Origin of the sequence: Streptomyces sp. NPDC048331 (genome assembly GCF_043201215.1) — a bacterium.
Taxonomy (GTDB): domain Bacteria; phylum Actinomycetota; class Actinomycetes; order Streptomycetales; family Streptomycetaceae; genus Streptomyces.
Map to the genome: position 1 here is coordinate 12,629 of NZ_JBICYT010000017.1, position 26,990 is coordinate 39,618.

At 73.4% G+C, this 26,990-nt stretch carries 24 protein-coding genes; 17 read left to right on the top strand and 7 right to left on the bottom strand.

Annotated elements, in window-relative coordinates; translation table 11 throughout:
• Positions 1 to 145 precede the first annotated feature (145 nt).
• The 3 genes from ACGFYY_RS23690 to argF all read left to right on the top strand — a co-directional run bounded on the left by ACGFYY_RS23690 (position 146) and on the right by argF (position 3,069).
• A complete protein-coding gene (locus tag ACGFYY_RS23690; protein ID WP_393712080.1) occupies positions 146 to 652 on the top strand; it encodes a hypothetical protein in 507 nt (168 codons plus the stop codon).
• 46 nt (positions 653 to 698) lie between these two features.
• A complete protein-coding gene (locus tag ACGFYY_RS23695) occupies positions 699 to 1,925 on the top strand; it encodes an arginine deiminase (RefSeq protein ID WP_030009169.1) in 1,227 nt (408 codons plus the stop codon).
• 124 nt (positions 1,926 to 2,049) lie between these two features.
• Positions 2,050 to 3,069 carry an ornithine carbamoyltransferase gene (gene argF, locus ACGFYY_RS23700; protein ID WP_393712083.1) on the top strand — a complete coding sequence of 340 codons (1,020 nt, stop codon included), beginning with the start codon at positions 2,050 to 2,052 and terminating at the stop codon, positions 3,067 to 3,069.
• Here argF and ACGFYY_RS23705 read toward each other — a convergent pair whose 3' ends face one another.
• Complete coding sequence (locus ACGFYY_RS23705) at positions 3,070 to 3,591, bottom strand: ATP-binding protein (RefSeq protein WP_393712084.1); 522 nt, start codon at positions 3,589 to 3,591, stop codon at positions 3,070 to 3,072.
• A gap of 129 nt (positions 3,592 to 3,720) precedes the next feature.
• Between ACGFYY_RS23705 and ACGFYY_RS23710 the strand changes: the two genes are divergently transcribed.
• The 3 genes from ACGFYY_RS23710 (at position 3,721) to ACGFYY_RS23720 (ending at position 7,217) form a co-directional block, all read left to right on the top strand.
• A complete protein-coding gene (locus ACGFYY_RS23710; protein WP_365274314.1) occupies positions 3,721 to 4,548 on the top strand; it encodes an enoyl-CoA hydratase family protein in 828 nt (275 codons plus the stop codon).
• A gap of 4 nt (positions 4,549 to 4,552) precedes the next feature.
• Entirely contained in the window at positions 4,553 to 6,802 is a 2,250-nt protein-coding gene (locus tag ACGFYY_RS23715; RefSeq protein WP_393712087.1) for a bifunctional salicylyl-CoA 5-hydroxylase/oxidoreductase, read from the top strand.
• Positions 6,803 to 6,995: 193 nt separating this feature from the next.
• The gene (locus ACGFYY_RS23720) at positions 6,996 to 7,217 is read left to right on the top strand and encodes a hypothetical protein (protein WP_393712089.1); all 222 of its coding nucleotides are present in this window, start codon (positions 6,996 to 6,998) and stop codon (positions 7,215 to 7,217) included.
• A gap of 29 nt (positions 7,218 to 7,246) precedes the next feature.
• Here the strand turns inward: ACGFYY_RS23720 and ACGFYY_RS23725 are convergent, their stop codons facing one another.
• The 4 genes from ACGFYY_RS23725 to ACGFYY_RS23740 form a co-directional block, all read right to left on the bottom strand.
• Entirely contained in the window at positions 7,247 to 8,086 is an 840-nt protein-coding gene (locus ACGFYY_RS23725; protein ID WP_393712091.1) for a GNAT family N-acetyltransferase, read from the bottom strand.
• 72 nt (positions 8,087 to 8,158) lie between these two features.
• On the bottom strand, positions 8,159 to 8,347 hold the full coding sequence (locus tag ACGFYY_RS23730) for a hypothetical protein (RefSeq protein ID WP_393712092.1): 189 nt from the start codon (positions 8,345 to 8,347) through the stop codon (positions 8,159 to 8,161).
• A 109-nt stretch (positions 8,348 to 8,456) separates the two neighbouring features.
• Positions 8,457 to 9,257 (bottom strand): PaaX family transcriptional regulator C-terminal domain-containing protein, encoded by an 801-nt coding sequence (locus tag ACGFYY_RS23735; RefSeq protein WP_393712094.1) that lies wholly within the window; start codon positions 9,255 to 9,257, stop codon positions 8,457 to 8,459.
• A gap of 9 nt (positions 9,258 to 9,266) precedes the next feature.
• Positions 9,267 to 10,922 carry an AMP-binding protein gene (locus ACGFYY_RS23740; protein WP_393712096.1) on the bottom strand — a complete coding sequence of 552 codons (1,656 nt, stop codon included), beginning with the start codon at positions 10,920 to 10,922 and terminating at the stop codon, positions 9,267 to 9,269.
• A gap of 146 nt (positions 10,923 to 11,068) precedes the next feature.
• Between ACGFYY_RS23740 and ACGFYY_RS23745 the strand changes: the two genes are divergently transcribed.
• Positions 11,069 to 12,259 (top strand): acyl-CoA dehydrogenase family protein, encoded by a 1,191-nt coding sequence (locus tag ACGFYY_RS23745; RefSeq protein WP_393712097.1) that lies wholly within the window; start codon positions 11,069 to 11,071, stop codon positions 12,257 to 12,259.
• On the top strand, positions 12,256 to 12,654 hold the full coding sequence (locus tag ACGFYY_RS23750) for a RidA family protein (protein ID WP_393712098.1): 399 nt from the start codon (positions 12,256 to 12,258) through the stop codon (positions 12,652 to 12,654). Before ACGFYY_RS23745 ends, ACGFYY_RS23750 begins: the two co-directional genes overlap by 4 nt.
• A 505-nt stretch (positions 12,655 to 13,159) precedes the next feature.
• Here ACGFYY_RS23750 and ACGFYY_RS23755 read toward each other — a convergent pair.
• Positions 13,160 to 14,530 (bottom strand): aminopeptidase P family protein, encoded by a 1,371-nt coding sequence (locus tag ACGFYY_RS23755; RefSeq protein ID WP_393712099.1) that lies wholly within the window; start codon positions 14,528 to 14,530, stop codon positions 13,160 to 13,162.
• A 174-nt stretch (positions 14,531 to 14,704) separates the two neighbouring features.
• Between ACGFYY_RS23755 and ACGFYY_RS23760 the strand changes: the two genes are divergently transcribed.
• The 9 genes from ACGFYY_RS23760 to ACGFYY_RS23800 all read left to right on the top strand — a co-directional run bounded on the left by ACGFYY_RS23760 (position 14,705) and on the right by ACGFYY_RS23800 (position 24,854).
• Positions 14,705 to 17,080: a collagenase gene (locus tag ACGFYY_RS23760; RefSeq protein WP_393712100.1), complete on the top strand. Its 2,376-nt coding sequence runs from the start codon at positions 14,705 to 14,707 to the stop codon at positions 17,078 to 17,080.
• Between the two features lie 100 nt (positions 17,081 to 17,180).
• A complete protein-coding gene (locus tag ACGFYY_RS23765) occupies positions 17,181 to 18,356 on the top strand; it encodes an NAD(P)/FAD-dependent oxidoreductase (protein ID WP_393712101.1) in 1,176 nt (391 codons plus the stop codon).
• Entirely contained in the window at positions 18,356 to 18,667 is a 312-nt protein-coding gene (locus tag ACGFYY_RS23770; protein WP_365274726.1) for a (2Fe-2S)-binding protein, read from the top strand. The genes ACGFYY_RS23765 and ACGFYY_RS23770 overlap by 1 nt, the downstream gene beginning before the upstream one ends.
• On the top strand, positions 18,648 to 20,102 hold the full coding sequence (locus tag ACGFYY_RS23775; protein ID WP_393712103.1) for an NAD(P)/FAD-dependent oxidoreductase: 1,455 nt from the start codon (positions 18,648 to 18,650) through the stop codon (positions 20,100 to 20,102). The genes ACGFYY_RS23770 and ACGFYY_RS23775 overlap by 20 nt, the downstream gene beginning before the upstream one ends.
• Positions 20,103 to 20,177: 75 nt before the next feature.
• Positions 20,178 to 21,092, top strand: coding sequence for a dihydrodipicolinate synthase family protein (locus tag ACGFYY_RS23780; RefSeq protein WP_393712105.1), 915 nt, complete (start codon positions 20,178 to 20,180; stop codon positions 21,090 to 21,092).
• 18 nt (positions 21,093 to 21,110) lie between these two features.
• Positions 21,111 to 22,115: a proline racemase family protein gene (locus ACGFYY_RS23785; protein ID WP_393712106.1), complete on the top strand. Its 1,005-nt coding sequence runs from the start codon at positions 21,111 to 21,113 to the stop codon at positions 22,113 to 22,115.
• Positions 22,112 to 23,131: a proline racemase family protein gene (locus ACGFYY_RS23790; RefSeq protein WP_393712108.1), complete on the top strand. Its 1,020-nt coding sequence runs from the start codon at positions 22,112 to 22,114 to the stop codon at positions 23,129 to 23,131. Before ACGFYY_RS23785 ends, ACGFYY_RS23790 begins: the two co-directional genes overlap by 4 nt.
• A 29-nt stretch (positions 23,132 to 23,160) precedes the next feature.
• Positions 23,161 to 24,069 carry an ornithine cyclodeaminase family protein gene (locus tag ACGFYY_RS23795; RefSeq protein ID WP_393712110.1) on the top strand — a complete coding sequence of 303 codons (909 nt, stop codon included), beginning with the start codon at positions 23,161 to 23,163 and terminating at the stop codon, positions 24,067 to 24,069.
• Between the two features lie 71 nt (positions 24,070 to 24,140).
• Positions 24,141 to 24,854 carry a GntR family transcriptional regulator gene (locus tag ACGFYY_RS23800; RefSeq protein ID WP_365274743.1) on the top strand — a complete coding sequence of 238 codons (714 nt, stop codon included), beginning with the start codon at positions 24,141 to 24,143 and terminating at the stop codon, positions 24,852 to 24,854.
• A gap of 21 nt (positions 24,855 to 24,875) precedes the next feature.
• Here the strand turns inward: ACGFYY_RS23800 and ACGFYY_RS23805 are convergent, their stop codons facing one another.
• Complete coding sequence (locus ACGFYY_RS23805) at positions 24,876 to 26,798, bottom strand: bifunctional metallophosphatase/5'-nucleotidase (protein ID WP_393712288.1); 1,923 nt, start codon at positions 26,796 to 26,798, stop codon at positions 24,876 to 24,878.
• Positions 26,799 to 26,990: the final 192 nt, after the last annotated feature.

Below are 26,990 nucleotides of genomic sequence, written 5' to 3' on the forward strand. Positions count from 1 at the left end.
GTAAAGGGGTGGCCCCCGTACGGCCTCGAATTAGGTCGTATGGGGGAACTTTCGCGGAGAACTCCGGGAAATCCACCGGCGGGATCGTTCATCCAGGGCAGCGGAATGTCCGCGACCCTGGAAGGACGGAACGTCACCTATGAAGATGACCGCGCGCGGAAGCATTGCGGCACTCCTGACCTGTATGGCCGCGGCCGGTGCGGCCACCCCGGCCATGGCCCAATCGGTGCCGGTCGATCTCCCGCTCGACGCCGTGAAGACGACGCTGGGCGTGGACACCCCGCGCGTGGGCACGGGCGTGCCGATGCCGGTCACGGGAGCGCCCGAGGCGCCCCGCTTCCACAAGGGGAACATGCTCCCGACCCCACTGCTCCCGTCGGTCCCGATCGGTACCGAGCTCGGCCGCACCCTCGTCACCTCCCCGGTGCCGAACCTGCTGGGCAAGCCGGAGACGGACGGCGAGGGTTCCGTCGAGGCGCCGGCCACCGACCTGCTCGCCCGGACCCCCGGTCTGGTCGCCGGCGGTCTGCTCACGATGCCGGACGCCTCCAACTCCGGGGTGCCGAACCTGACCATGCCCGAACTGGGCCTGACCACCCCGGAGCTCACCGGCGCCCCCTCGGCGCTTCTCGGCCTCGCCACCCCTCGCTGAGCCGACGCCAGGTCAAAAAGCCGTTCGGTCTGGGAATGTGTACGGCATGGGATTCCATGTCGACTCCGAGACCGGGCGGCTTCGCCGCGTCATCCTCCACCGGCCCGACCTGGAGCTGAAGCGGCTCACACCGAGCAACAAGGACGCGCTCCTCTTCGACGACGTGCTGTGGGTGCGCCGGGCCCGGCAGGAGCACGACGGCTTCGCGGACGTGCTGCGGGACCGGGGCGTGGAGGTGCACCTCTTCGGTGACCTCCTGTGCGAGGCCCTCGACATCCCGGAGGCGAGACACCTCGTACTGGACCGGGTCTTCGACGAGAAGGAGTACGGGCCGCTCGCCACCGACCACCTGCGGTCGGTCTTCGACGGGCTGACCTCGGCCGAGCTGGCGGAGGCGCTCGTCGGCGGGATGACCAAGCGGGAGTTCCTGGAGCGGCACGCCGAGCCGGTGTCGGTGCGCTTCCACGCGCTGGACCTGGACGGTTTCCTGCTGGGCCCGCTGCCCAACCACCTCTTCACCCGGGACACCTCCGCCTGGATCTACGACGGGGTGTCCATCAACGCGATGCGCTGGCCCGCCCGGCAACGCGAGACGGTCCACTTCGAGGCGATCTACAAGCACCACCCGCTCTTCACCACCTCCGGCGCCTTCCACTACTGGTCGCAGGGGCAGGCGGACTATCCCTCGACCATCGAGGGCGGGGACGTCCTGGTCATCGGCAACGGGGCGGTGCTGATCGGGATGAGCGAGCGGACCACCCCGCAGGCGGTGGAGATGCTGGCGCGCGGCCTGTTCGCGGCCGGTTCGGCGACGTCCATCGTGGCGCTCGACATGCCCAAGTCGCGGGCCTTCATGCACCTGGACACGGTGATGACCATGGTCGACGGAGATACGTTCACTCAGTACGCCGGACTCGGGATGCTGCCCTCCTACACGATCGAGCCGGGCGGCGGTCCGCACGAGCTGAAGGTGACCGACCATCCGGAGGACCACATGCACCGGGCCATCGCGGGGGCGCTCGGTCTGGATTCGATCCGGGTGCTGACCGCCACGCAGGACGTGCACTCGGCGGAGCGCGAGCAGTGGGACGACGGGTGCAACGTGCTGGCCGTGGAGCCGGGGGTGGTGGTCGCCTACGAGCGGAACGTGACGACCAACACGCACCTGCGCAAGATGGGCATCGAGGTGATCGAGATCCCGGGCAGCGAGCTGGGGCGGGGCCGGGGCGGGCCGCGCTGTATGAGCTGTCCCGTCGAGCGGGACGCGGTCTGAGGCGGCCGGACCTGGGGGAGGGGTCCCGGGCCCGGGGAAAGACCCTGGGCCCGGTCCGTATATCAATACAGAGGATCGTATAGACTTCCATCATCCCCTGTCACCGTGACGCTGGAGCGACCCCATGGCCATCGACCTCGCCGGCCGCAGTTTTCTCAAGGAGCTGGACTTCACGGCCGCCGAGTTCCGCGGTCTGATCGAGCTCGCCGCCGACCTGAAGGCGGCCAAGAAGGCCGGGGTCGAGCAGCGCCACCTCCAGGGCAGGAACATCGCGCTGATCTTCGAGAAGACCTCGACGCGGACCCGCTGCGCCTTCGAGGTCGCCGCCGCGGACCAGGGCGCGCACACCACCTACCTGGACCCGGCCGGCTCCCAGATGGGACACAAGGAGTCGGTCAAGGACACCGCCCGAGTGCTCGGCCGGATGTTCGACGGGATCGAGTACCGGGGCGACAGCCAGCAGGCCGTCGAGGAACTCGCCGCCCACTCGGGCGTCCCCGTCTTCAACGGCCTCACCGACGACTGGCACCCGACCCAGATGCTGGCCGACCTGCTCACCATGACCGAGCACACCACCGAGCCGCTGAACCGGATCGCCTTCGCCTACCTCGGCGACGCCCGCTTCAACATGGGCAACTCCTACCTCGTGACCGGCGCGCTGCTGGGCATGGACGTACGGATCGTCGCGCCCCGGTCCTACTGGCCCGCCGAGTCGGTGGTGGCCGCGGCGCGCAAGCTCGCGGCGGAGAGCGGTGCCCGGCTCACCCTGACCGAGGAGGTCACCGAGGGGGTCCTCGGCGCGGACTTCGTCGTGACCGACATCTGGGTGTCCATGGGGGAGCCCAAGGAGGTCTGGGACGAGCGGATCGCGGCCCTGTCCCCGTACGCGGTGACCATGGACGTGCTGCGCGCCACCGGTAATCCGGACGTGAAGTTCATGCACTGCCTGCCGGCCTTCCACGACCTCGGCACCAAGGTGGCCCGGGAGATCCACGAGCGGCACGGGCTCGACTCCCTGGAGGTGACGGACGAGGTGTTCGAGTCGGAGCACTCCATCGTCTTCGACGAGGCCGAGAACCGACTGCACACCATCAAGGCCGTGCTCGTCGCCACCCTCGGCCGACCCGCCCGAGGTGACGCATAGTCATGCGCCGCGGGGGCCGGTCCGCTGCGCGGGCAGGGTGAACCACACGGCCTTGCCCTGGGGAGTGGGGCGGTGGCCGCAGTCGGAGCTCAGGCTCCGGATCAGCAGCAGGCCGCGGCCGTGCTCCTGCCAGGGGTCGGGTCGGCCGTCGTCCCGACGGGCCGACAGGTCGCCGGGCGGGCAGGGGTCGCCGTCGTGGACCTCGACCTGACAGCCGTTCGCCAGCAGCTCCACGACCAGCTCGATCGGTGCGCCGGAGCTGGTGTGCGCCACGGCGTTGGCGACCAGCTCCGCCGTCAGGAGCTCCGCGGTGTCCCGGTCGGCGGGCGCGTCGGTGTCGGCCAGCGCGGTGCGGACGAGGGCGCGGGCGAGGGGTACGGCGGCCGCCGTGTGGGGCAGGGCGATCCGCCAGGCGGAGGCGTCGGGCAAGGAAAGGCCATCCGTTCCGGGGTCGGGGGGTCGGCTTCGGGCTCGGATCGGGGTCGGGGGCGAGGTCGGGGTCGGGGTCGGGACAGTAGACATCCCATTTTCAACGATACGAAGTCGAATTCTCATTCCGCAGGCGCCCCCCGGATCTCCGATCCGTCCCGCGGAGGCGAATGTGTCGCGCTTCTGTGACGGCAGTCACGATCAGGTGATACCGTCGGTGAGGTGAGCCCCTTCATCGGTTCCACACCAGCGACCGAACGGTGGCACCACCTCCGGGTCACCCGGCAGGACGGCGTCGCCACCGTCACCTTCGACCGCCCCGAAAAGCTCAACGCGCTCACCTTCGGCGCCTACGCCGACCTGCGCGATCTGCTCGGCGAACTGTCCCGTGAGCGCTCCGTACGCGCCCTCGTGCTCGGCGGCGAGGGGCGCGGCTTCTGCTCCGGCGGGGACGTGGACGAGATCATCGGCGCCACCCTCGCCATGGACACCGCCCAACTCCTCGACTTCAACCGGATGACCGGCCAGGTGGTCCGCGCCATCCGCGAATGCCCCTTCCCGGTCATCGCCGCCGTGCACGGGGTCGCCGCCGGAGCCGGCGCCGTCCTCGCCCTCGCCGCCGACTTCCGGATCGCCGACCCCACCGCCCGCTTCGCCTTCCTCTTCACCCGCGTCGGCCTCTCCGGCGGCGACATGGGCGCGGCCTACCTGCTGCCCCGGGTCGTCGGCCTCGGCCACGCCACCCGCCTGCTGATGCTCGGAGAGCCCGTACACGCGGCCGAGGCCGAGCGGATCGGCCTGCTCAGCGAGCTCACCGAGGAGGGCAAGGCCCACGTACGGGCCGCCGAACTCGCCACGCGCCTGGCCGCGGGCCCCGCCCTCGCCCACGCGCAGACCAAGGCGCTGCTCACCGCCGAGCTCGACATGCCCCTGGCGGCGTCCGTGGAACTGGACGCCAACACCCAGGCCCTGCTGATGCACGGCCAGGACTACGCCGAGTTCCACGCCGCCTTCACCGGGAAGCGGCCGCCGGAGTGGAAGGGCAGGTAGCCACATGACTCCTGGTGCCATGCGGGTCGCCGTCGTCGGCGGGGGACCGGGAGGGCTCTACGCCGCCGCGCTGCTGGCCCGCCAGGGCCACACGGTGGAGGTCTGGGAACGCAACGCCCCGGACGACACCTTCGGCTTCGGAGTGGTGCTCTCGGACGAGACCCTCGGCGGCATCGAGCGGGCCGACTCCGTCGTCCATGCCGCCCTGAGCGCCGAGTTCGTGCGCTGGGACGACGTGGACATCGTGCACCGCGGACGGCTGCTGACCTCCGGCGGGCACGGCTTCGCGGCCGTCGGGCGACGCCGGCTGCTGGAGATCCTCCACGAGCGCTGCGCCGGACTCGGCGTCCGCCTGCGCTTCCGCTCCGAGGCCCCGCCCGTGGCCGAACTCGCCGCCTCGTACGACCTGGTGGTCGCGGCGGACGGGGTGCACAGCGCGATCCGGGAGGCCGGCGCCGCGCACTACGGGCCGACGCTGACCGGCGGACGCTGCCGCTACATCTGGCTCGCCGCCGACTTCGCCTTCGACGCCTTCCGCTTCGAGATCGCGGAGACCGAGCACGGCGTCATGCAACTGCACGCCTACCCCTACTCCGCCGACGCCTCCACCGTGATCGTGGAGATGCGCGACGAGGTCTGGCGGGCGGCCGGCTTCGACCTGTGCGACGAGGAGGAGTCCGCGACGCGCTGCGCCAAGATCTTCAGCGAGGCCCTGCGCGGGCGCCCGCTGCACGGCAACCGCTCCGCCTGGACGCGGTTCCGTACCGTCGTCAACGAGCGCTGGTCGCACGACAACATCGTCCTGCTCGGCGACGCCGCGCACACCGCCCACTTCTCCATCGGGTCCGGCACCAAACTGGCCGTGGAGGACGCGCTCGCGCTCGCCGAGGCGGTGGGCGCCGCGCCCGGCGACGTCCCGGCCGCCCTCGCCGCGTACGAGGCGACACGCCGCTCGGCGGTCGCCAGCACCCAGCGGGCGGCGGCGGCGAGCCGGCAGTGGTTCGAGGAGATCGCCGGATACGTCGACCAGCCCGCCCGGCAGTTCGCCTTCAACCTCCTCACCCGCAGTCGCCGCGTCACGCACGACAACCTACGGCTGCGCGACGCCCGCTTCACGCGGGCGGTGGAGAAGGACTTCGGCTGCCCGGACGGCACCCCCGCGATGTTCACCCCCTTCACCCTGCGCGGCCTGACCCTGCGCAACCGGGTCGTCGTCTCACCGATGGACATGTACTCGGCCGAGGAGGGCGTGCCGGGCGACTTCCACCTCGTCCACCTGGGCGCGCGGGCCCTCGGCGGCCCCGGCCTGGTGATGACGGAGATGGTCTGCGTGTCCGCCGAGGGCCGCATCACCCCCGGCTGCACCGGCCTCTACACCCAGGAACAGGCCGCCGCCTGGAAGCGGATCACCGACTTCGTCCACACCTCGGCGCCCGGCACCGCCCTCGGCGTCCAACTCGGCCACGCGGGCCGCAAGGGCTCGACCCGGGTGATGTGGGAGGGCATGGACGACCCCCTGCCCGAGGACAACTGGCCGCTGGTGGCCGCCTCCGCGCTGCCCTACCGACCCGGCGTCTCGGCGCTCCCGCGCGCCCTCGGCCCCGACGACCTGGCCGCGCTGCGCTCCGAGTTCGCGGCCGCCGCCGTCCGCGCCGCCGACGCGGGGTTCGACCTGCTCGAACTGCACTGCGCCCACGGCTACCTGCTCTCCGGATTCCTGTCCCCGCTGACCAACCACCGTGACGACGCGTACGGCGGCTCCTTGGAGAACCGGCTCCGGTTCCCGCTGGAGGTCTTCGACGCGGTCCGCGCGGTGTGGCCCGAGGACCGCCCGATGACGGTCCGCCTCTCGGCCACCGACTGGGCACCCGGGGGCACCTCGCCCGAGGACTCGGTGCGGATCGCGGCCGCCTTCGCCGCCCGGGGCGCGGACGCCATCGACGTCTCGACGGGCCAGGTGGTCGCCGACGAGGCCCCCGAGTACGGGCGCTCGTACCAGACCCCGTACGCCGACCGGATCCGCGGCGCGCTCGGCGTGCCCGTCATCGCGGTCGGCGCCATCTCCTCGTGGGACGACGTGAACTCGCTGCTGCTGGCCGGCCGTGCCGACCTGTGCGCGCTGGGCCGCCCCCACCTCTACGACCCCCACTGGACCCTGCACGCGGCGGCCGAGCAGTCCTACGAAGGCCCGGGCGCCCCCTGGCCGGCCCCGTACCGCGCGGGCAGCCGCACCCCGCCGACGGGACGCGGCTAGGGCCTGCCCTTCGGATCAGGCCGGATCAGGGAGCGGCGCACACCGAGAGCTCCGTGGGCGGGCCGCTGCTGTGGCCGGCGGACGAGGCGTGGCCGGTCGCCGGGTGTGGTGCCGACTTCGCCGAGGCGCCGGGCACCGAACCCGGCGGATACCCCTCCTGGTTCACCGGGGAGGGACGGGTGGACTGCGAGGGATGCGGCACCGCACGGACCACCTGCTCACGGTGGCAAGTCGGGAGTGCGACGGCGCCTCGTGGCGCATCCGGCTGCCGTCGGAGGACCGGGACGAGGACGGCGGCCGTGCGGTCCCGGTGGACCCCACGGCCCTCGAACCGGGCGGTGTGGGCGCGGTGTACGTCTTCCAGTGCCGCGCCCGCCCGGATCGCCCCTTCGCCCACGGGTGGGACTGCGGCTGACCGGCCCCACGCGAAACGGCGCCGCGCCGTCACGTCGCGACGATCTCGGTGCGATCCTCGACCGGGGTGTAGCCCAGCCGCAGGTAGACGCCGTTGCTCGTGGGGTTGGCCAGGTCCGTGAAGAGCAGGACCTCGGCGGCGCCCGTCGCGTACGCCGCTTCGCTCGCCCCGTGTGTGACCCCGGCGGCGTAGCCGCGGCCGCGGTGCTCCGGCGGGGTGTAGACCGGGCCGATGCGGGAGGTGGAGCCCATGGCTCGGGTGAAACCGGCCAGCGAGACGGGAGCCCCGGCCCGCTCCCACAGCAGGGCCCCGCCGTAGGAGATCCGGTCGCGCAGCACGGCCTCGGAGGCGCTGCCGGGCACCCCCGCCTCGGCCTTGAAGGCCGTGACCCAGTCCAGCAGCAGCGGGAGGTCGGCCTCGGTGGCGGGCCGGGCCCGCCCGGCCGGGGCGGGGTCCGGGGCGGCCAGTGCGGCCAGCCGGTACAGGCGCTGCTCCTCGGAGGTCCGGGTGGGCCGCCCCCAGGCCGCGGCCAGCGCCTGGGCGTCCGGGCGGCGGGCGTTGAGCGTGCGGACCCCGGCGAGCAGCGGCTCGGTGGCGAGCGCCGCCCCCAGTGCCCGGACCGCCTCCGCGGGCACCACGCCGAGGTGCAGCGGGAACGGCGGGGTGCACAGCAGACCACCGGCGACGGCGCCGTCGGCGCCGGTCCACCAGCCGAAGAAGGGGGTGCCGCCGCCGTAGGTACCGGTGCCCCGCCGCACCAGGGCGTCGGTCACGCTCAGCAGGACGGTGTTGGGGACGGGCCGCGCGGCCAGGGCCGGGCCCGCCGCGCGCACGAAGGCCGCCAGATCCGTGGTGAAGGTCCAGGTCATGTCCCATCGTGATGCGGCGCGCGCCCGCCCGCACCCGGATTTCCGCCCGGCCCCCGGTCCGCGAGGCGCTCCCTACCGGGGCAGACCGTCCGGCCACCACGGCGGCACGTTGTCCGGCCCGCACCTGGAGGGGTCCCCGGGATAGCCGTCGAGGGTGCCGAACACCGAGAAGAACACCAGCGTCAGGACGGTGAGCACCAGCAGGACGGCGCTCAGTCGCAGTACCTCCGGGCATGGGAGGACAGCGATACGGCGACGCAAGCTGCGGCGATTCCGGCGAGCGCGGCCGGGCCCAGCGTGAGGAGAGGCCTCTTCGGCGAGGGCCGCGGAACGGATGAGGTCATGACCGGTGAGGACGTCCACCGGCCGGTCACGGTTGCGCGAAGCGCTCCCCGGCGGCGCGCAGCCGTTCGTGCAACTCGGCGAAGACGGCCGCCGCCCGGTCGCCCGGCCAGTCCGCCGGGAGCAGTTCGCGCGGCAGGCCCGGGTCGGCGTACGGCAGCCGGCGCCAGGTGTCCAGCGCGAGGAGGTAGCCCCGGTAGGCCTCCTGCGGGGTCGGCTCCGGGCCCGACCGGAGGGCGCGCAGGACGGGTTCGTGAAGGTCCAGGAACTCCTCGTGCTGCTTGGCCAGGGCCGCCAGGTCCCACCAGCGGGCCACCGCCTCGGCGGTCGGGGCGAAACCGAGGTGGGCACCGCGGAACAGTTCCACGTACGGGGTCAGGTGCAGCCGCTCCAGGGTGTGCGCGGTCTCCTCGGCGAGCCGGGCCGGGGCGATCCACACACCCGGCGCCACCGCGCCGAAACCGAGCCGGGCCAGCCGCGAGCGCAGCAGGTGCCGCTTGCTCCGCTCCTGCTCCGGGACCGAGAACACCGCCACCAGCCACTCGTCCGACAGCCGCGGGCTGCCGTAGATCCGGCGGTCGCCGTCGTCCAGCAGCTGCCGGGCTTCCTCGGAGAGCCCGTACGCCGCCGAGCCGTCCGCCGTGCGCTCGGGCAGCAGGAAGCCGCGCCGCTTCAGCCGGGACACCGACGAGCGGACGGACGGGGCGTCCACGCCGGCCGCGCCCAGCAGGCGGATCAGCGCGGCCACCGGGACCGGGCCCTCGAAGGCCCGCCCGTAGGCTCCGTAGAACGTGACGATCAAAGATCGCGGAGTGTGCTGCTCGACCACGGTTTCACTCTAGGCGGTGTGGGGCGGGTCGGGTCGGGCGTCGGGATCACGCAGCCGGAACCGCTGCAGTTTGCCCGTCGCGGTACGAGGGAGGGCCGGGAGGAAGACGAAGGAGCGCGGGCACTTGTGCGGGGCCAGTTCCGCCCGCATGAAGGTACGCAGGATCTCCTCCGTCAGCACCGCGCCGTCGCGTGCCACGGTGTACGCCACCACGATCTGGCCGCGGCGCTCGTCCGGGAGGCCCACGACCGCCGCCTCCACCACGTCCGGGTGGCGCAACAGGGCCTCCTCCACCTCGGGGCCGGCGATGTTGTAGCCCGCGGAGACGATCATGTCGTCGGCCCGGGCGACGTAGCGGAAGTAGCCGTCCGGATCACGGACGTAGGTGTCGCCGGTCAGGTTCCACCCGTCCCGTACGTACTCGCCCTGCCGGGGATCGGCCAGGTAGCGGCAGCCCACCGGGCCGCGCACGGCCAGCAGTCCCGGCTCGTCGTCCGGGACCGGGCGGCCGGCCCGGTCCACCACCCGGGCCTCCCAGCCCGGGACCACCCGACCCGTCGTACCGGGGCGGATGTCCTCGTCGGCGGCGGAGATGAAGATGTGCAGCAGCTCGGTCGCCCCGATGCCGTTGATGATGCGCAGGCCGGTGCGCTCGTACCAGGCCTGCCAGGTGGCGGCGGGCAGGTTCTCCCCGGCCGAGACGCAGCGGCGCAGCGCCGACAGGTCGTACATGCCCACGTCGTACGGGCCCAGCGCGTCCAGCATCGTCCGGTACGCGGTGGGCGCGGTGAACAGCACCGTCACCCGGTGTTCCGCGAGCGCGGGCAGCAGCCGCCGCGGCACCGCCTCCTCCAGCAGCAGCGCCGAGGCCCCGGCGCGCAGCGGGAAGACGACCAGCCCGCCGAGGCCGAAGGTGAAACCGAGCGGTGGGCTGCCCGCGAAGACGTCGTCGGGGCGGGGCCGCAGCACGCTGCGGGAGAAGGTGTCGGCCACCGCGAGCAGGTCACGGTGGAAGTGCATGCAGCCCTTGGGCCGCCCGGTGGTCCCGGAGGTGAAGGCGATCAGGGCGACGTCGTCCGCGGAGGTCGGGGAGGCCGGGAACGGCTCGGGGTGTTTCTCGGCCAGCCGGAGCAGATCGTCCGGGGCGGCGCCCCCGTACACGGTGATCCGCAGCCCCGGCACCTCTGCCTTGACCAGGTCGTCCAGTACGTCCGCATGGCACAGGGCGTGCCCCACCCGCGCCATCGCGCACACCGTGGCCAGCTCCTGCGCGCGCTGCTGGGGCAGTACGGTGACGGCCACCGCGCCCGCCTTCATCACCGCGAGCCAGCAGGCCGCGAGCCAGGGGCCGGTGGGCCCGCGCAGGAGCACCCGGTTGCCGGGGACCACGCCGAGGTCGGCGGTGAGGGTGTGGGCCAGTCGGTCCACCCGCTCGCGCAGACCTCCGTACGTCCACACCTCACCCGTGGAGCTACGGAAGGCCGGGCGATCGGCGCCCGCCGGACCGAACCGGGCGATGGTGGCGTCGAGCAGCTCGGCCCCGCAGTTCAGACGGTCCGGATAGGCCAGTTCGGGCAGATCGAAGACAAGCTCCGGCCAGGTGTCCGCAGGTGGCAGATGGTCACGGGCGAAGGTGTCGATGTGAGCCGAAGGCTTGAGGTCCAAGGCGGGTCGCCCCCCTTGCGGCGGTCCGGGGTGGGGTGGAGCCGGCCGTGCGGTAGTTCCCGCCGGCCACGCCGGAAGGTCCTCCCAGGAGCGTATCGTGATGGTGACGGCAGTCAACAGGACGCGATAGATGCGGGGATGTTCGGATGACCGGATTCGCGCTCGGGGTGGACCAGGAGGAGTGGTGCGGGCAGTTGCGCGCACTCGCGGCGGAGCGGCTGCGGCCACTGGCCGAGAAGGGGGAACCGGGCCGGGTCAACCGGCCGCTGCTGGCGGCGCTGGGCGAGCTGGGCCTGCTGGAGCGGGTGTTCGCCTCGGGCGCGCTGGAACTGTGCCTGCTGCGGGAGTCCCTCGCCTACGGTTGCACGGAGGCCGAGACGGCGCTCGCCCTGCAGGGGCTCGGGGCGTACCCGGTCCTGCGCGAGGGGAGCGAGGAGCAGCGGGAGCGCTGGCTGCCGGGCGTACGCGCCGGGCGGACGGTGGCGGCCTTCGCGCTGAGCGAGCCGGGGGCGGGCTCGGACGCGGCGGCACTGGCCTTGGCGGCGACCGCCGATCCCGCCGGTGGCGGTGGCGGTGGCGGTGGTGGCCGTGGCTGGCGGCTCAGCGGTGAGAAGTGCTGGATCTCCAACGCCCCCGAGGCGGACTTCTACACCGTGTTCGCCCGAACGGGGGAGGGGCCGGGGGCGAAGGGCGTCTCGGCCTTCTTGGTCCCGGCAGACCGTCCCGGACTCTCCGGCGCGGCTTTGGACATGCTCTCCCCGCACCCCATCGGTTCCCTGGCCTTCGACGGAGTGCCGGTCGGCCCGCGGGACCTGCTGGGTGAGCCCGGGCGGGGATTCCGCGTCGCGATGGACACCCTGAACCTCTTCCGGCCGAGCGTCGGCGCCTTCGCGGTGGGCATGGCCCGGGCCGCGCTGGACGCGACGCTCGCGTACACGGCGGACCGGACCGCCTTCGGCGGAACGCTGAGCGACCTCCAGGCGGTGGCGCACCGGGTGGCGGAGATGGCCACCCGCACGGAGGCCGCCCGGCTGTTGGTGTACGCGGCGGCCGGGGCCTACGACCGCGGCGCGGGGGACGTCCCGCGCCGGGCGGCGATGGCGAAGCTGCTGGCCACGGAGACGGCCCAGTACGTGGTGGACCACGCCGTCCAACTGCACGGCGCGGTCGCCCTCCGACGCGGCCACCTGCTCGAACACCTCTACCGGGAGGTACGGGCACCGCGGATCTACGAAGGGGCGAGCGAGGTGCAGCGCACGATCATCGCGAAGGAGCTGTACGCGGGGGTCGCGGGGGTCGCGGGCGCGGCGGGTGTGTCGGGGGTGGCGGCGCGATGAGCCTGGACCGGATCAATCCGCCGGAGCTGTCGCCGGCGACGGGCTTCTCGCACGCGGTCGCGGCGATCGGCACCCGGTTGGTGTTCCTGGCGGGCCAGACCGCCTTGGACGGCGCGGGCAAGGTGGTGGGCGAGAGCCTGCCGGAGCAGTTCGAGATCGCCCTCACCAACCTCCTGACGGCCCTCGCCGCAGCGGGCGGTACCCCGGCGGACCTGGCCCGGGTGACGGTGTACGCGGTGGACGTGGCGGCGTACCGGACGCACGCGGCCGAACTGGGCCGCATCTGGAAGCGGTCGGCGGGCCGCGACTACCCGGCGATGGCCGTCATCGGCGTGGTCCGCCTGTGGGACGACGCGGCCCTGGTCGAGCTGGACGGGGTGGCGGTCCTGGCGTAGCCGCCGGGGGCTCCGCCCCCGGGCCCCCGCCGGGGCGCTGCCCCGGGCCCCCGCGCCTCAAGCGCCGGCGGGGCTGGTGGTGTGGGTCGGTGCCCCGGTGGAGTGTCTCCTCGGCTCGCGCGGTACGGCATGTCTCGGCCGTACCCGGTGGTGCGCGCTCGTCCTGCGGGGACACTCCACCGTGTCCCCGCCCCACGGCAGGACTTCGACAGTGGCCCCGAAGCCGCCCCGACGCGTGGGGAGCGGGGACGGGCAGGGGTGTCCCCGCAGGACGAGGCGCCACCACCGGGTACGGCCGAGACATGCAGCACGCGCCGAGCCGAGGAGACACCCCTGCCCGGCCCCGCGCACCCGCCCGCGCCGTGATCGGATCCCGCCCCGCAGACCGATACGGATCGGCTAGGTCGGCCGGGGCCGCTACCTGCCGCGGGAGCGGTCCGGGCGGACCGATACGGATCGGCTAGGTCGGCCGGGGCCGCTACCTGCCGCGGGAGCGGACCGGTGGTCAGGGCTCCAGGAGGGTGCCCATCCATTCCTCGATACCGGCCACCGTGCGCGGCAGTCCGCCGGACATCAGGCGGGCGCCGGTCGGCGTGATGACCAGGTCGTCCTCGATGCGGACGCCGATGCCCCGCAGTTCCGCCGGGAGGGTCTCGTCGTCGGGCTGGAGGTAGAGGCCCGGCTCCACCGTCAGGACCTGCCCCACCTCCAGGACGCCGTCCAGGTAGGTCTCCGCCCGCGCCTTCGCGCAGTCGTGCACGTCCAGCCCCAGCATGTGGCCGCTGCTGCACAGCGTGTACCGGCGGTGCAGGTCGCCCTCCGCGTTCTTCAGGACGCCCCACTCCGCCAGGCCCTCCGCGATCACCCGCATCCCGGCCCGGTGGAAGTCACCGAAGCTCGCCCCCGGGCGCAGCGCCGCGATGCCCGCGTCCTGCGCGGCCAGGACCAGTTCGTACACCTGGCGCTGCACGGGGGAGAAGCGGCCCGTCAGCGGGAGGGTGCGGGTGATGTCCGCCGTGTAGAGGGTGTCCGTCTCCACACCCGCGTCCAGCAGCAGCAACTCGTCGCCGTTCAGCCGGCCGTCGTTGCGGATCCAATGCAGGGTGCAGGCGTGGGCGCCGGACGCCGCGATCGTCTCGTAGCCGGTGCCGTTGCCCTCGGCCCGGGCGCGCAGGCCGAAGACCCCCTCGATCCAGCGCTCCCCGCGCGGATGCGCCAGCGCGCGCGGCAGGGCCCGTACGACGTCCTCGAAACCCGCCGTCGTGTGGTCGACGGCCAGTTGGAGCTGGGCCACCTCCCACGCGTCCTTCACCAGGCGCAGCTCCGAGAGGGCGGCGGCGAGTTCGGCGTCGGAGGCCGCGTCGCGCCCCGCCGGTGAACCGAGCCGGTCCAGGTGCGCGCAGCGGATGCCGGTGAGGCGTTCGGCCTCCGCGAGGTCGGGCCGGCGGCCCACCCAGAACTCCCCGTATCGGCGGTCCCGGTAGAACTCCCCGTCCCCGCCCTGCCGCGGTGAGCGTGGCCGCAGGTACAGCACGGCCTCGTGGCCGTGCGGACCCGACGGTTCCATGACCAGGACGTGGCCCGCCTGGTCCTCGCCGGTGAGGCCGGTCAGCCAGGCGTACGCGCTGTGCGGCCGGAAGCGGTGGTCGCAGTCGTTGGAGCGGACCTTCAGCTCCCCGGCCGGGACGATCAGCCGCTCGCCGGGGAAGCGGGCCGAGAGGCGCGCCCGGCGGGCCGGGGTGACGTCGTGGCCGGGGACGCGGGCGGAGTCGGGCAGCGGGCTCGCGGCCCAGTTCCCCGCCATGAACCGGGACAACTCCGGCGAGACCGGGCGGTCATGACTGCCCGTGTTGAGGCGGTCGGAGGCGTCGGTCACGAGGACTCCCTCTGGAAAGAAACGAACTGGTGGGCGCACAGGGGTTGTCAGTGCAATTTCACATTACTATGTTACAGCTCACACCGCGGCACGTTAATCCCCGTCAAACGCCGTGTGACGCAGGGCAGTTCACGCACCACCCCCCACCTCACCCTCTCCAATCAGGAGTTATCGGTGCTCAAGCACAGAGCTGTGCGCTCTTCCCTCCTCGCCTCCGCCGTGGCCGTGACCCTCCTCGCCACCGCGGGGCAGGCCACCACGCAGGCCGCCGAGTTCGCGGCCCCGGCGTCCTTCGCCGGCGCGCAGGCCCCGGCCGCCCCCGGCCCCACGGGGAACCCGTTCGACGAGGTCGACCGCCTGGCCGACCCGAAGGACAACACCCCGGTGCCGGCCCCGGCCCCGGGCGGGCAGAACATCACCGGGCAGGTCCCGGGCGCCGCGACCGCCGCCGCGCCCGCCGACGACCTGCAGAAGCGCGGCAGGACGGCCAAGGCGGCCCCCACCGCGAAGAGCGTCGCCGCGGGCGTTCCCTGCACCCTCGACGGGATCACCGGACTCACCCCCGAGCAGTTCGCCGACTTCCTCGCGGACCAGGCGGTGCTCGCCGACGGCTGTCTGCGCGGTCTCATCTGGACCTGGGACGCCCGCCTGACCCCGGTCATGTCGGACGCGCACGTGCAGGCCGTCTCCCGCCGGATATCCGGCCTGGCCGCCGCCCACGACGGCCGTAACTCCTCGCACCTGGAGGAGATGTTCACGTACCTGCACGCGGTCGCCTACCACGACTACTCGCGCCCCGAGATCGACGTCACCGACGCCCCCACCGTCGATGCCATGCGCCGGGCCATCGCCGACTTCGGCGCCGCCGCCCGCACCTTCGACGCGACGCCCTCCAACGCCCGCACCCTGCGCGAGGCCCTCTACGCCGGCAGTGCGCCCGGCCTGCGCCAGCACCAGCTCGGCCTCATCAAGAAGGTCCTGGCGACCATGGACCCGGCCCACCCGGCCACCCACCTCGACGCCGGCTGGGGCGGCGCCGCGCTGGCCGCGCTGTCCGTCTCCTACCTGGGCGTCTACCCGGGCAACCAGGACGCGGCCTTCCACTCCGCCGTGGCCGCGGACCCCTCCTATCGCGACGCCTTCAAGGCCTTCTCCGGATACACCCACCTCAAGGGCACCGGCAACGCCTGGGTGGTGCGCGACGCGCTGAGCGAGTACGCCCGCTTCGGCCAGGTCGAGGGCCTGCGGGACCGGGTCGTCGCCGACCTCGGCGCGATGCTCGGCCCGGTCCGGGCCGCCTTCGGTGACGGCAGCGAACCGTGGGCCAAGATCGTCTCCTGGCTCAACGTCTACGAGGCCTGCAAGCCGTACGGGGTGTGCAAGGAGGACATCGAGAAGCAGCTCTTCCCCTACACCTACTCCTACGACAACGGCGCCATCAAGGTCCGCACCGCCTTGGACCGGGCCACGGTCGACCAGCTGTACTACGCGAGCAAGCAGGTGAAGGCCCAGTACCACCGGGTGCTCGGCACCGACCAGCCGCTCGCGGGCGACCCCAACACCACGCTGAACATCGTGCTCTACGCCTCCCGCGCCGACTACGTGAACTACCACCCGATCCTGACCGGTTACGACACCAACAACGGCGGCATCTACATCGAGAACGGCGCCACCTTCTACACCTATCAGCGCCGCGTCCCCCAGGACTCCTCCCTCACCCTGGAGGAGCTCTTCCGCCACGAGTACACGCACTATCTCAACGGCCGGTTCGCCGTCCCCGGCTTCTTCGGTCAGGGTCCCTGGTACGAGAGCGACCGCACGACCGCCATGGACGAGGGCACGGCCGAGTTCTTCGACGGCGCCACCCGCGACAACGGCATCGCCGTCCGCAAGTCGCTGGTCAAGAGCATCATCAGCGACACGGCCGGCGGCGGCCCGCGGATGAGCGTCGAGCAGTTGTTGAACGCCACCTACGACGGCGACGGGTTCCGCTTCTACAGCTACGCGGGCACCTTCTTCGAGTTCCTGTGGGCCGAGAAGCCCACGCTCCTGCGCGAGATGTACACGCACCTGCGGGCCGACGACGTGGCGGCCTACGACGCCTGGCGCCACCGGATGGGCGCGGACACCTACCTCCAGCGCGACTACGACCGCTTCCTGGACGCGCAGATCGCCAAGGTCGACCAGCTCTACGTGCCGAACACCTCCTTCACCGCGAACGACCGGCTGCGCGACGCGGCGCTCGCCTCGGTGAAGTCCTCGTTCGCCGCGGCCACCTACAACACGCCGGACTGCGTGGAGAACGGTGACCCCGGCAAGCGCCGCTTCACCTGCACGGGTCGGATCACCGCGAACCTGAAGAACTGGCGCAACGACGACCAGGTGTTCAAGGACATGTCGGAGACGGTCGACTACTTCATCCTCGACCGCGCGGGCGCGGCCTCCAACAACCTCGCCGACATGAACTGTTCCTTCGGTCCGGTGGAGATCTGGACGAACAAGGTCGCGGGCACGTCCAGTTACAGCTGTGAGGGTCCCCTCCGCAGCTGACCGGCGCAGGCCCGGCACCCGAGCGGTCCCGCATCCGAGGGGGGTGCGGGACCGGTCCGGGGAGCTGGGCAGGCTCTAAAGAATGTGACATATTACTGCCGTGCTCAAGAGACACTCCCTGGACGCCGTGATCATCGGCGCCGGCGTCGTCGGGGCGGCCTGCGCCTACTACGCGACCCGCGCCGGACTCTCCGTCGCCGTGGTCGACCGGGGCCCCGTGGCGGGCGGTACCACCGGTGCCGGTGAAGGCAACCTGCTGGTCTCCGACAAGGAGTCCGGACCCGAACTCGACCTCGCCCTGCTGTCCACCCGGCTGTGGACCGAACTCGCCGCGATCCTGCCGCGGGAGGTCGAGTACGAGGCCAAGGGCGGGCTCGTCGTCGCCCCCGACGAGACCACCGTGAAAGCCCTACGGCACTTCGCGGAGGGCCAGCGCGCGGCCGGCGTCGACGCGGTCGAGGTGGCCGCGGACGCCCTGCGCGACCTGGAGCCCCACCTGGCCCCAGGCCTCGCGGGCGGTTTCCACTACCCGCAGGACGCCCAGGTCCAGCCCGCCCAGGCGGCGGCCCGACTGCTGGCCGCGTCGGGTGCCCAGGTGCACCTCGGCGAGGAGGTGACGGAGATCCTGCTGGACCGCGGCGCCGTACGCGGCGTGCGCACACCGCACCGCGAACTCCTCGCCTCGGCCGTGGTGAACGCGGCCGGCACCTGGGGCGGCCGCGTCGCCTCGCTGGCCGGGGTCGACCTGCCCGTGCTCCCGCGCCGCGGCTTCGTCCTGGTGACCGAACCCCTGCCGAGGGTGGTCCGGCACAAGGTCTACGCCGCCGACTACATCGCGGACGTCGCCAGCGGCTCCGCCGCCCTGCAGTCCTCGGCGGTGGTCGAGGGCACCCCCTCCGGCCCGGTCCTGATCGGCGCCACCCGGGAGCGGGTCGGCTTCGACCGCACCCTCTCGACGGAGGCCCTGCGCCGGCTCGCGGGCCAGGCCGCGGCGCTCTTCCCCGTGCTGGCCGACGTCCGGGTGCTGCGCGCCTACCACGGCTTCCGCCCCTACCTGCCCGACCACCTCCCGGCGATCGGCCCGGACCCCCGACGTCCCGGGCTGCTGCACGCCTGCGGTCACGAGGGCGCGGGCATCGGCCTGGCCCCGGCCACCGGAGCGCTGATCGCCGCCGCCCTGACGGGGACCGAACCGCCGCTCCCCGCGCACCCGTTCCGCCCGGACCGCTTCCCCGCGGAACCGGCCGACCCCGACACCCCCGAGGAGCAGCACTGATGCGCAGCCCCCGCTCGCTGGTCGGTGGCAGCCCGGCAGCCGCGTACGAGATCACCTTCGACGGCCGGGAACTGCCCGCCCTGCCCGGTCAGAGCATCGCCGCCGTGCTCTGGGGCGCGGGCATCCTGGCCTGGCGGACCACCCGGGAGGGCGGCGCCCCGCGCGGCGCGTTCTGCGGGATCGGCAGCTGCTACGACTGCCTCGTCACGGTCAACGGCCGCCCGAACGGACGCGCCTGCCTGCTCCCGGCCCGGCCGGGGGACTCCGTCACCACCCAGGAGGGAACCGGCCATGCCGACCTCGCCGTCTGAACCCGCCGCCGCTGCCGGGCTCGTCGACCTGGCCGTCGTCGGGGCCGGTCCGGCCGGCCTCGCCGCAGCCGTCACGGCCGCGGGCCTCGGGTTGCGGGTCACCCTGCTCGACGCGGGCGACCGGCCCGGCGGGCAGTTCTACCGCCATCCCGCCCCGGGGTTGGGCGCGGCCCGGCCCGAGGCGCTCCACCACGGTTGGCCGCGGTTCGCGACCCGTGAGGCCGCCCTGCGCGCCCACGTCTCGGAGGGCCGCATCACCTACCTCCCGCTCCACCCTGTGTGGGCGGTCGTACCGGGCCGGGCCGCCGTGACGCGCCGCGGGTCCGCCGCCCCCGTCACGGAGTGGATCCTGCACGCCGTCGCCGGTCACGCCCCCGAGGAGGAGGCCGCCACCGTCACCGCCCGGGCGGTGCTGATCGCCACCGGCGCCTACGAGCGGCAACTGCCCTTCCCCGGCTGGACCCTGCCCGGAGTGGTCGGGGCCGGCGGGGCGCAGGCGATGCTGAAGGGCGGGCTGGTCCTGCCGGGCAAGCGGGTCGTCGTCGCCGGCAGCGGGCCGCTGCTGCTCGCCGTGGCCGGGTCGCTCGCCGCCGCCGGAGCCACCGTGCCCGCCGTGGTGGAGGCCGCCGCCTACACCGCGTACGCGGGTCAGGTCCCCGCCCTGCTGCGCAACCCCGGCAAGCTCGTCGAGGCGGCCGGCTACGCCGGGGCGCTGGCCCGCCACCACGTCAGGCTGCTCACCCGGCACGCCGTCACCGAGGCGCACGGCACCGACCGGGTCGAGGCCGTCACCGTGGCCCGGCTCGACCGGGACTGGCGGCCGCTGCCCGGCACCGCCCGCCGGATCCCCTGCGACGCGCTCGCCGTCGGCCACGGGTTGGTGCCCCAGCTGGAACTCGCCACCGGCCTCGGCTGCGAGACCCGCCTGTCCGCCGACGGCACCGTCGCCCTCGTCCTCGACGCCGAGCAGCGGACCTCCGTCGCCGGCATCTGGTCGGCGGGCGAGACGGGGGGCATCGGCGGAGCCCAACTGGCCATGATCGAGGGCGAGCTGGCCGCGCACTCGGTGGCGGGCGCGCCGCCCGGGGCCCGCCTCGTCCGAAGCCGCGCCCGGATGCGGGCCTTCGCCGACGCGATGGCCACCGCCCACCGCCCCGGCGAGGGATGGACCGGCTGGCTCCCGGACGACGCCGTGGTCTGCCGCTGCGAGGAGGTGCCGGCCGGGCGCATCCGCGAGGCGGCGGACGAGCTCGGCGCGCGGGACGCCCGTACGGTCAAGCTCCTCACCCGGGCCGGGATGGGCTGGTGCCAGGGCCGGATGTGCGGTCCGGCCGTCGCGGCCCTGGCCGGGGACGAGCCCGCGGCCGACCGGCGGCCGCTGTCCTGTCCGGTTCCGCTGCGCCACCTCGCCGAACTTCCGCCCGCCACGCACTGATCGGGGCGCCGGGGCCCTTGTGGCCGCGCCGCACCCACTAGTAAAATGTCACACACCACACTAGGGAGCTCTCACATGACCCACGCGCACACCCCCGCGCCCCGCACCCGTCCCTGGCACGGAATCATGGTCGCCACCGCGCTCCCGCTGCGCGAGGACCTCACCGTCGACCACGACGCGTACGCCGAACACGTGGCCTGGCTGATCGCCAACGGCTGCGACGGCGTGGTCCCCAACGGCTCTCTCGGGGAGTACCAGACCCTCACCGACGAGGAGCGGGCGCGGGTCGTGCGTACCGCCGTCGAGGCGGCCGGTGACGGCGCCCGCGTCATGCCCGGCGTCGCCGCCTACGGCAGCGCCGAGGCCCGCCGCTGGGCCGACCAGGCCGCCGAGGCCGGCGCCGGCTCCGTACTCTTGCTGCCCCCCAACGCCTTCCGGGCCGACGAGGACGCCGTACGCGCCCACTACGCCGAGGTCGCCCGCGCCGGGCTGCCCGTCGTCGCGTACAACAACCCCATCGACACCAAGGTGGACCTGACCCCGGACCTGCTCGCGCGGCTGCACGCCGACGGCTCGATCGTCGCCGTCAAGGAGTTCAGCGGGGACGTGCGCCGCGCCTACGAGATCGCCGAGCTCGCCCCCGGCCTCGACCTGCTCATCGGCGCCGACGACGTCCTCCTCGAACTCGCCCTCGCGGGCGCCGTCGGCTGGATCGCCGGTTACCCCAACGCGCTCCCGAACGCATGCGCCCAGCTCTACCGGGCCGCCGTCGCCGGAGACCTCGACACCGCCCTGCCGCGCTACAAGTCCCTGCACTCGCTGCTGCGCTGGGACTCCAAGACGGAGTTCGTCCAGGCCATCAAGCTCTCCATGGACCTCGCCGGGCGCCCCGGCGGCCCCACCCGCCCGCCGCGCTTCCCGCTCACCGGCGAGATCGAGGCCGCCGTCCGCGCCGCCACCGAGAAGGCCCTCGCCGAGGGCCTCAACTAGTCATCGGGGGAACCGCACATGCGCACGCGTCACGTCTACCACGCGGTGGACTCGCACACCGAGGGCATGCCGACCCGGGTCGTCACCGGGGGAGTCGGGGTGATTCCCGGCGCCACCATGGCCGAGAAGCGGCTCCACTTCATCGAGCACATGGACCACGTCCGGACCCTGCTCATGTACGAGCCGCGCGGGCACTCCGCGATGAGCGGCGCCATCCTGCAGCCTCCGACCCGCCCCGACGCCGACTACGGCGTCCTCTACATCGAGGTGTCGGGCCTGCTCCCCATGTGCGGGCACGGCACCATCGGCGTGGCCACCGTCCTCGTCGAGACCGGCATGGTCCCGGTCGTCGAGCCGGTCACCACCGTCCGGCTCGACACCCCGGCCGGGCTGGTGAGCGTCGACGTCCGGGTCGAGGACGGGGCGGCCACCGCCGTCACCCTGACCAACGTGCCCTCCTTCGCCGTCGGCCTCGACCTCAAGACCGAGGTCCCCGGTTTCGGCACGGTCACCTACGACCTGGCCTACGGCGGCAACTTCTACGCCTTCGTCGAACTGGACTCCCTGGGACTGCCCTTCGACCGTGCGCGCAAGGACGACCTGCTCGCCGCCGGGCTCGCGGTGATGGACGCGATCAACGCCGGCCCGGACCGGCCCGTCCACCCCGAGGACCCCGCCATCGCCGGGGTCAAGCACGTCTACCTCGCCGCCCCCGGCTCCGACGCCCGTCGCTCCCGGCACGCCATGGCCATCCACCCCGGCTGGTTCGACCGTTCGCCCTGCGGTACGGGGACCAGCGCGCGGATGGCCCAGCTGCACGCCCGCGGCCTCCTGGAACTCGACACGGACTTCGTGAACGAGTCCTTCATCGGTACGGAGTTCACCGGCCGGCTGGTCGCGGAGACCACCGTCGGTGGGCTCCCCGCCGTGATCCCCACCGTCACCGGTCGGGCCTGGATCACCGGCACCGCCCAGTACTTCCTCGACCCGGCCGACCCCTTCCCCGGAGGGTTCCTCCTGTGATCACCGTCCGCACGGTGGACTACCACACCGCCGGCGAGCCCTTCCGGATCGTCGACACCGCCGCGGCGGGAATGCCGCCGGCCGCGGGTGACACCGTCGCCGAGCGCTGCGCCACGGCCATCGGTCCGGGAGGCTCCGGGACCGCTCCGCGCCGGGGCGCCCTGGACGACGTACGGCGCCTGCTCGTGCAGGAGCCGCGCGGGCACGCCGGGATGTACGGGGGGTTCGTGGTCCCGGCCGACGACGACGGGGCCCACTTCGGCGTGCTGTTCTGGCACAAGGACGGCTACTCCACCGCCTGCGGCCACGGCACCATGGCGCTCGGGGTCTGGGCCGTGGACACCGGCCGGGTCGCCGCCCCGGACGACGGGGACGTCCCGGTGCGCATCGACGTACCGTCGGGACGGGTCACCGCCACCGTCCATCGCGCCGGGGGCCGCACCACCGGGGTCACCTTCCGCAACGTCCCGGCGGTGGTCGGCGCCCGCAAGGTGCCGGTCGCCACCTCGTTCGGGCTCGCCGAGGTGGACATCGCGTACGCCGGAGCCTGTTACGCCGCCGTCCGCGCGCGCGACCTCGGCCTGGATGTCACCCGGGCGGCGCTGCCCGCCCTGGTGCGGGCCGGACAGGAGATCCGGGCGGCGCTGGCCACCCATCCCGCCACCTGGCACCCGGACGGCCCGCTGCTCTCCGGCGTCTACGGGGTGATCCTCCACGAGGAGCTGCCCGACACCCCCTTCGGGCCGCACCAGCGCAACGTCACCGTGTTCGCCGACGGGCAGGTCGACCGCTCGCCCTGCGGCTCGGGAACCTCGACGCGGCTCGCGCTGCTGGCGCAGGACGGGCGGCTCGGTCCGGAGGAGGACCTGCTGCACGAGTCCGTCACGGGCACGGTGTTCACCGGGCGGATCTCCGCAGGCGGGGTCACCGAGGTCACCGGCACCGCCCACCGCACCGGCGAGCACACCTTCGTGGTGGACCCGCAGGACGCGCTCGGTACCGGATTCCTGCTGTGACGGGCATCCCGCAGCTCGGGGCGGGGAGGATGGCCGAGCTGATCGGTCCCGCGGCGGCCGCCGACGCCGTGGCCGCCGCCCTGCTCGGCGGACTCGACCCGGAGAGCTGCCCACCGCGTTCCGCGATCGAGGTGCCCGGCGGGGGCGAACTGCTGCTGATGCCGGCCGCGTCCGGCGCGTACGCCGGGGTGAAGATCGCCGGGGTCGCGCCGGGCAACCCGGCCCGCGGGCTGCCCCGGATCACCGGCTCCTACCTCCTGCTGGACGGGCCCACCCTGCGCCCGCTGGCCCTGCTCGACGGCGCGGCGCTGACCACCCTGCGCACCCCGGCGGTCTCCTCCCTCGCGCTGCGTCACCTGGCGCCGGCGGGTCGCCCGCTGCGGCTGGTGCTCTTCGGATCCGGGCCCCAGGCGTACGGACATCTGGAAGCGACCCTCGCCGTACGGGAGTTGGCCGAGGTGGTGGTGGTCGCCCGGGACCGCGGGCGGGCGGAGGAGCTCGCCGCGTACGCCCGCACCCTGGGCCCGGCCGCCCGGACGGGCACCCCGAAGGAGGTGGCCGACGCCGATCTGGTGATCTGCTGCACCACGGCGCGCGAGCCGCTCTTCGACGGGCGTCCGGTCCGGCCGGGTGCCACCGTCGTCGCCGTCGGCTCGCACGAGCCGACGGCCCGGGAGACGGACACCGCCCTTGTGCGACGGGCGGCGGTGTACGTGGAGTCCCGGGCGGCGGCCCTGCGCGAGGCGGGGGACCTGCTGGTCCCGGAGGCCGAGGGAGCCATCGGACCCGGTCACATCAGCGGCACCCTCGCCGACCTGGTCGGCGGTCGGATCCCGGCGGGCGGGACGCCGAGTTGTCCACAGCTCTTCAAGAGTGTGGGCATGGCCTGGGAAGATCTCGCTGTGGCGGTCGCGCTGTACGAGGCCGCCGGAGTGTGAGCAGCGCAACGTGACATTGTACGCTGTTCCTCTCCTCGTCGGTGGTGTACGGGGGTCTCGGAGGAAAAGCAATGGGTGACCTGAAGCAGCACAGTCTCATCAAGGCCCAGGAACGCCTCCGCGACCAGGTCGGCCACGCCCTTCGGGCCGCGCTGATAGCGGGTGAGCTGCGCCCCGGGAGCGTCTACTCCGCACCGGGCCTCGCGGCCGAACTGGGCGTATCGGCCACCCCCGTCCGCGAGGCCATGCTCGACCTGGCCCGGGAGGGGCTGGTCGAACCGGTCCGCAACAAGGGCTTCCGGATCACCGAGGTCAGCGAGCGCGACCTGGACCAGTTCACCGAACTGCGCACGATGATCGAGGTGCCGACCATCGGCCGGATCACGAAGATCGCCACGGCCGAGGCGCTGGAGGCGCTGCGCCCCATCGCCGAGGAGATCGTCACCAGCGCGCGCGAGCACAACCTCATCGGCTACCTGGAGGCCGACCGCCGCTTCCACCTCTCCCTGCTGGCTCTCGCGGGCAACGACCGGCTGGTGGAGACGGTCGGCGACCTGCGCAAGCGGTCCCGGCTCTACGGTCTGACCGGACTGGACGAGGCCGGCAAGCTGGTCTCCTCGGCGGAGGAGCACATCGAGCTGCTCGACCTGATGCTGAGCGGGGACGCCGAGGCGGCGCAGGAGTGCATGCTCCGCCACCTCGGCCACGTGCGCTCCCTGTGGGCCCAGGGCCGCGACGAGCCGGTCGGCCGGGTCCCCGGCGGTCTGGGCTCGGGCGTGCAGTAGCCCGCAGGGGGTTCGCGCCGATCAACAGGGTGCGCGGCCGCCGTCGTGGGCCGGCCGTGGCCGGTCCGCCGAGATGATCGCCGCCTCCGGGCGCGGTACCGGGGTGCCGTCGGGCAGGAGCGGCACCGGCGGGTCCACCACGGTGCCCACCGCGCCCGCCCCGCCGCTCGTTGCCGCCACCGTGACCCGCCCCCGGGGCTGCGGGGTCAGCACGGCCGTCTCCCGCACGTACGCCACGAAGCTCTCGAAGTCCCGCTGGTGCCGGAAGGGCTCCTCGAACGCGGAGAGGGCCGGATAGCCGTCGCTCGCGAGCAGGGTGTACGAGGGTGCCGCGAGCCGGTAGCTGCGGTCGAGGTCCAGCGCGACGCCGCCGACGAACACCTCGGCGGGGTGCACCCGGTCCCCGACCGGGCCCCCCGCGTCGAAGCTGTAGCGCACGTTCCGGGAGACGGCCAGGGGCGCGAAGCGCAGCTCGCCGCTCTCCGTCGTCGTCCACTGCTCCTCCAGCGCGTCGTGGATCCGCTCCCCGCTCACCCACGCGCTCACGATCGGATCGCCGAAGCCGATGGCCCGCCAGGCACTGCCGAAGGTGACGACGCCGCCCGAGGCCGAATCGAGGACGAGGTCCCCGGCGACGACGGTCTGGCCGACCCGGGGCGCCGCGGCGACCACGGCGAGCTCGGCCGGGACGTTGGGGTGGATGTTGGCGTCGTTCTCGGGATCGGTGGGCCTGCTGCCCGCCCACAACGCCCAGTCGGCGGCCAGGTTGCCCATGGTGCTCTCGCCGGCCGTGTTCCGCGCGCGCAGGAACGAGCCGGTCTGCCGTCCGATCGGGGTCCTGTCGCGCTCGGCCGCCTGCCCCGCCCAGTAGGTGACGACCTCCTGCAGCTCCGGATGCGGTGCGATGTCCCGGGTGTTGGGGTGGTTGGTGGAGACGGTCAGCTCTCGGACGACGCGGCCGGTGAGCGGGTCGAGCCGTAGGTTGATCTCGTTGATGACCTGGCCGTAGCAGCCGGCCTCGACGAACGGGCGGGGGACGCCGTTCGGGTCGGGGACCATCATGTTGAACCGGGTGTGCCAGTGCCCGGTGACGATCACGTCGATGTCGGGGGAGACCCGTAGCGCGAGGTCGAGGGCCGGCCCCGAGGGGTCGACGCCGCTGTTGAAGTCGGCTCCCGCCACCGCCCCGTCGTGCAGGCTGAGCACGATCGCGTTCACACCCTGGCTCTTGAGCAGCGCGGCGTAGCGGTCGGCGGTGGCGACGTCGTCGAGGGTGGCGAGCCCCGGCTGGTAGGAGCCGGGGAAGCGTTCGGCGCCCACGGCGGTGAGGTGGATGAACCCGATGGGCAGCTCCCGGCCGTCGGCGGTGCGTACCCGTTCGATGTTGTAGGCGGGCAGGACCGTCCCCCCGTCCTGGGCGCGGACGAGGTTGGCGCTGTAGTAGCGGAAGTCGGCGCCGTGGAAGCGCAGGCCGGTTGAGTCGGTGAAGGAGGTGTCGCGGCCCTCGACCGGGAAGGGGATCCCCTGCTCCATGTGGCGCCGGAGCATGGCGGGCGACTTGTCGAACTCGTGGTTGCCGGCCGTCGCGAAGTCGAGCCCCATGCGGTTCAGGGCCTCGATCGTCGGCTCGTCGGCGAAGGCGGCGGCGTCGAACTCCCAGCCGGAGAAGGCGTCCCCGGGGGTGAAGAAGAGGGAGTTGGGGTGCCCGTCGCGGAGCCGTTCGAGGTGCGCGGCCATGTACGCGACGCCGCCGACGGTGTAGCCGATGCCGCCGTTGCCGACGATGACGGAGTTGCTGCCCGGTGCGCCCTGCAGGAAGCCGTGCAGGTCGGTGATGTCGAGGAGCTGGACGTCGACGTACTCGACGGCCGTGGCGGCGTCCCGGGCGGCGTCGGTGGCGCGTGCGGGGACCCCGAGCGCGAAGGTCGCCGCCGCGGCCCCCACCGCGGTGAGGAAGTCGCGCCGCCCCGGTTCCGGCCGCCCCGACTCCCGGCGCCGTGAACTCCTGTTCCACCGTGTGCCCTTGGTCGTGGTGATCACATCGGGCATGTTCCCGCCCGCCGGGTCGGCTGTCGTGCCGACGCGCCGCCCGCCCGTTTTGGACACGGCTGGATAACGGCGGCCCCCACCCCTTGT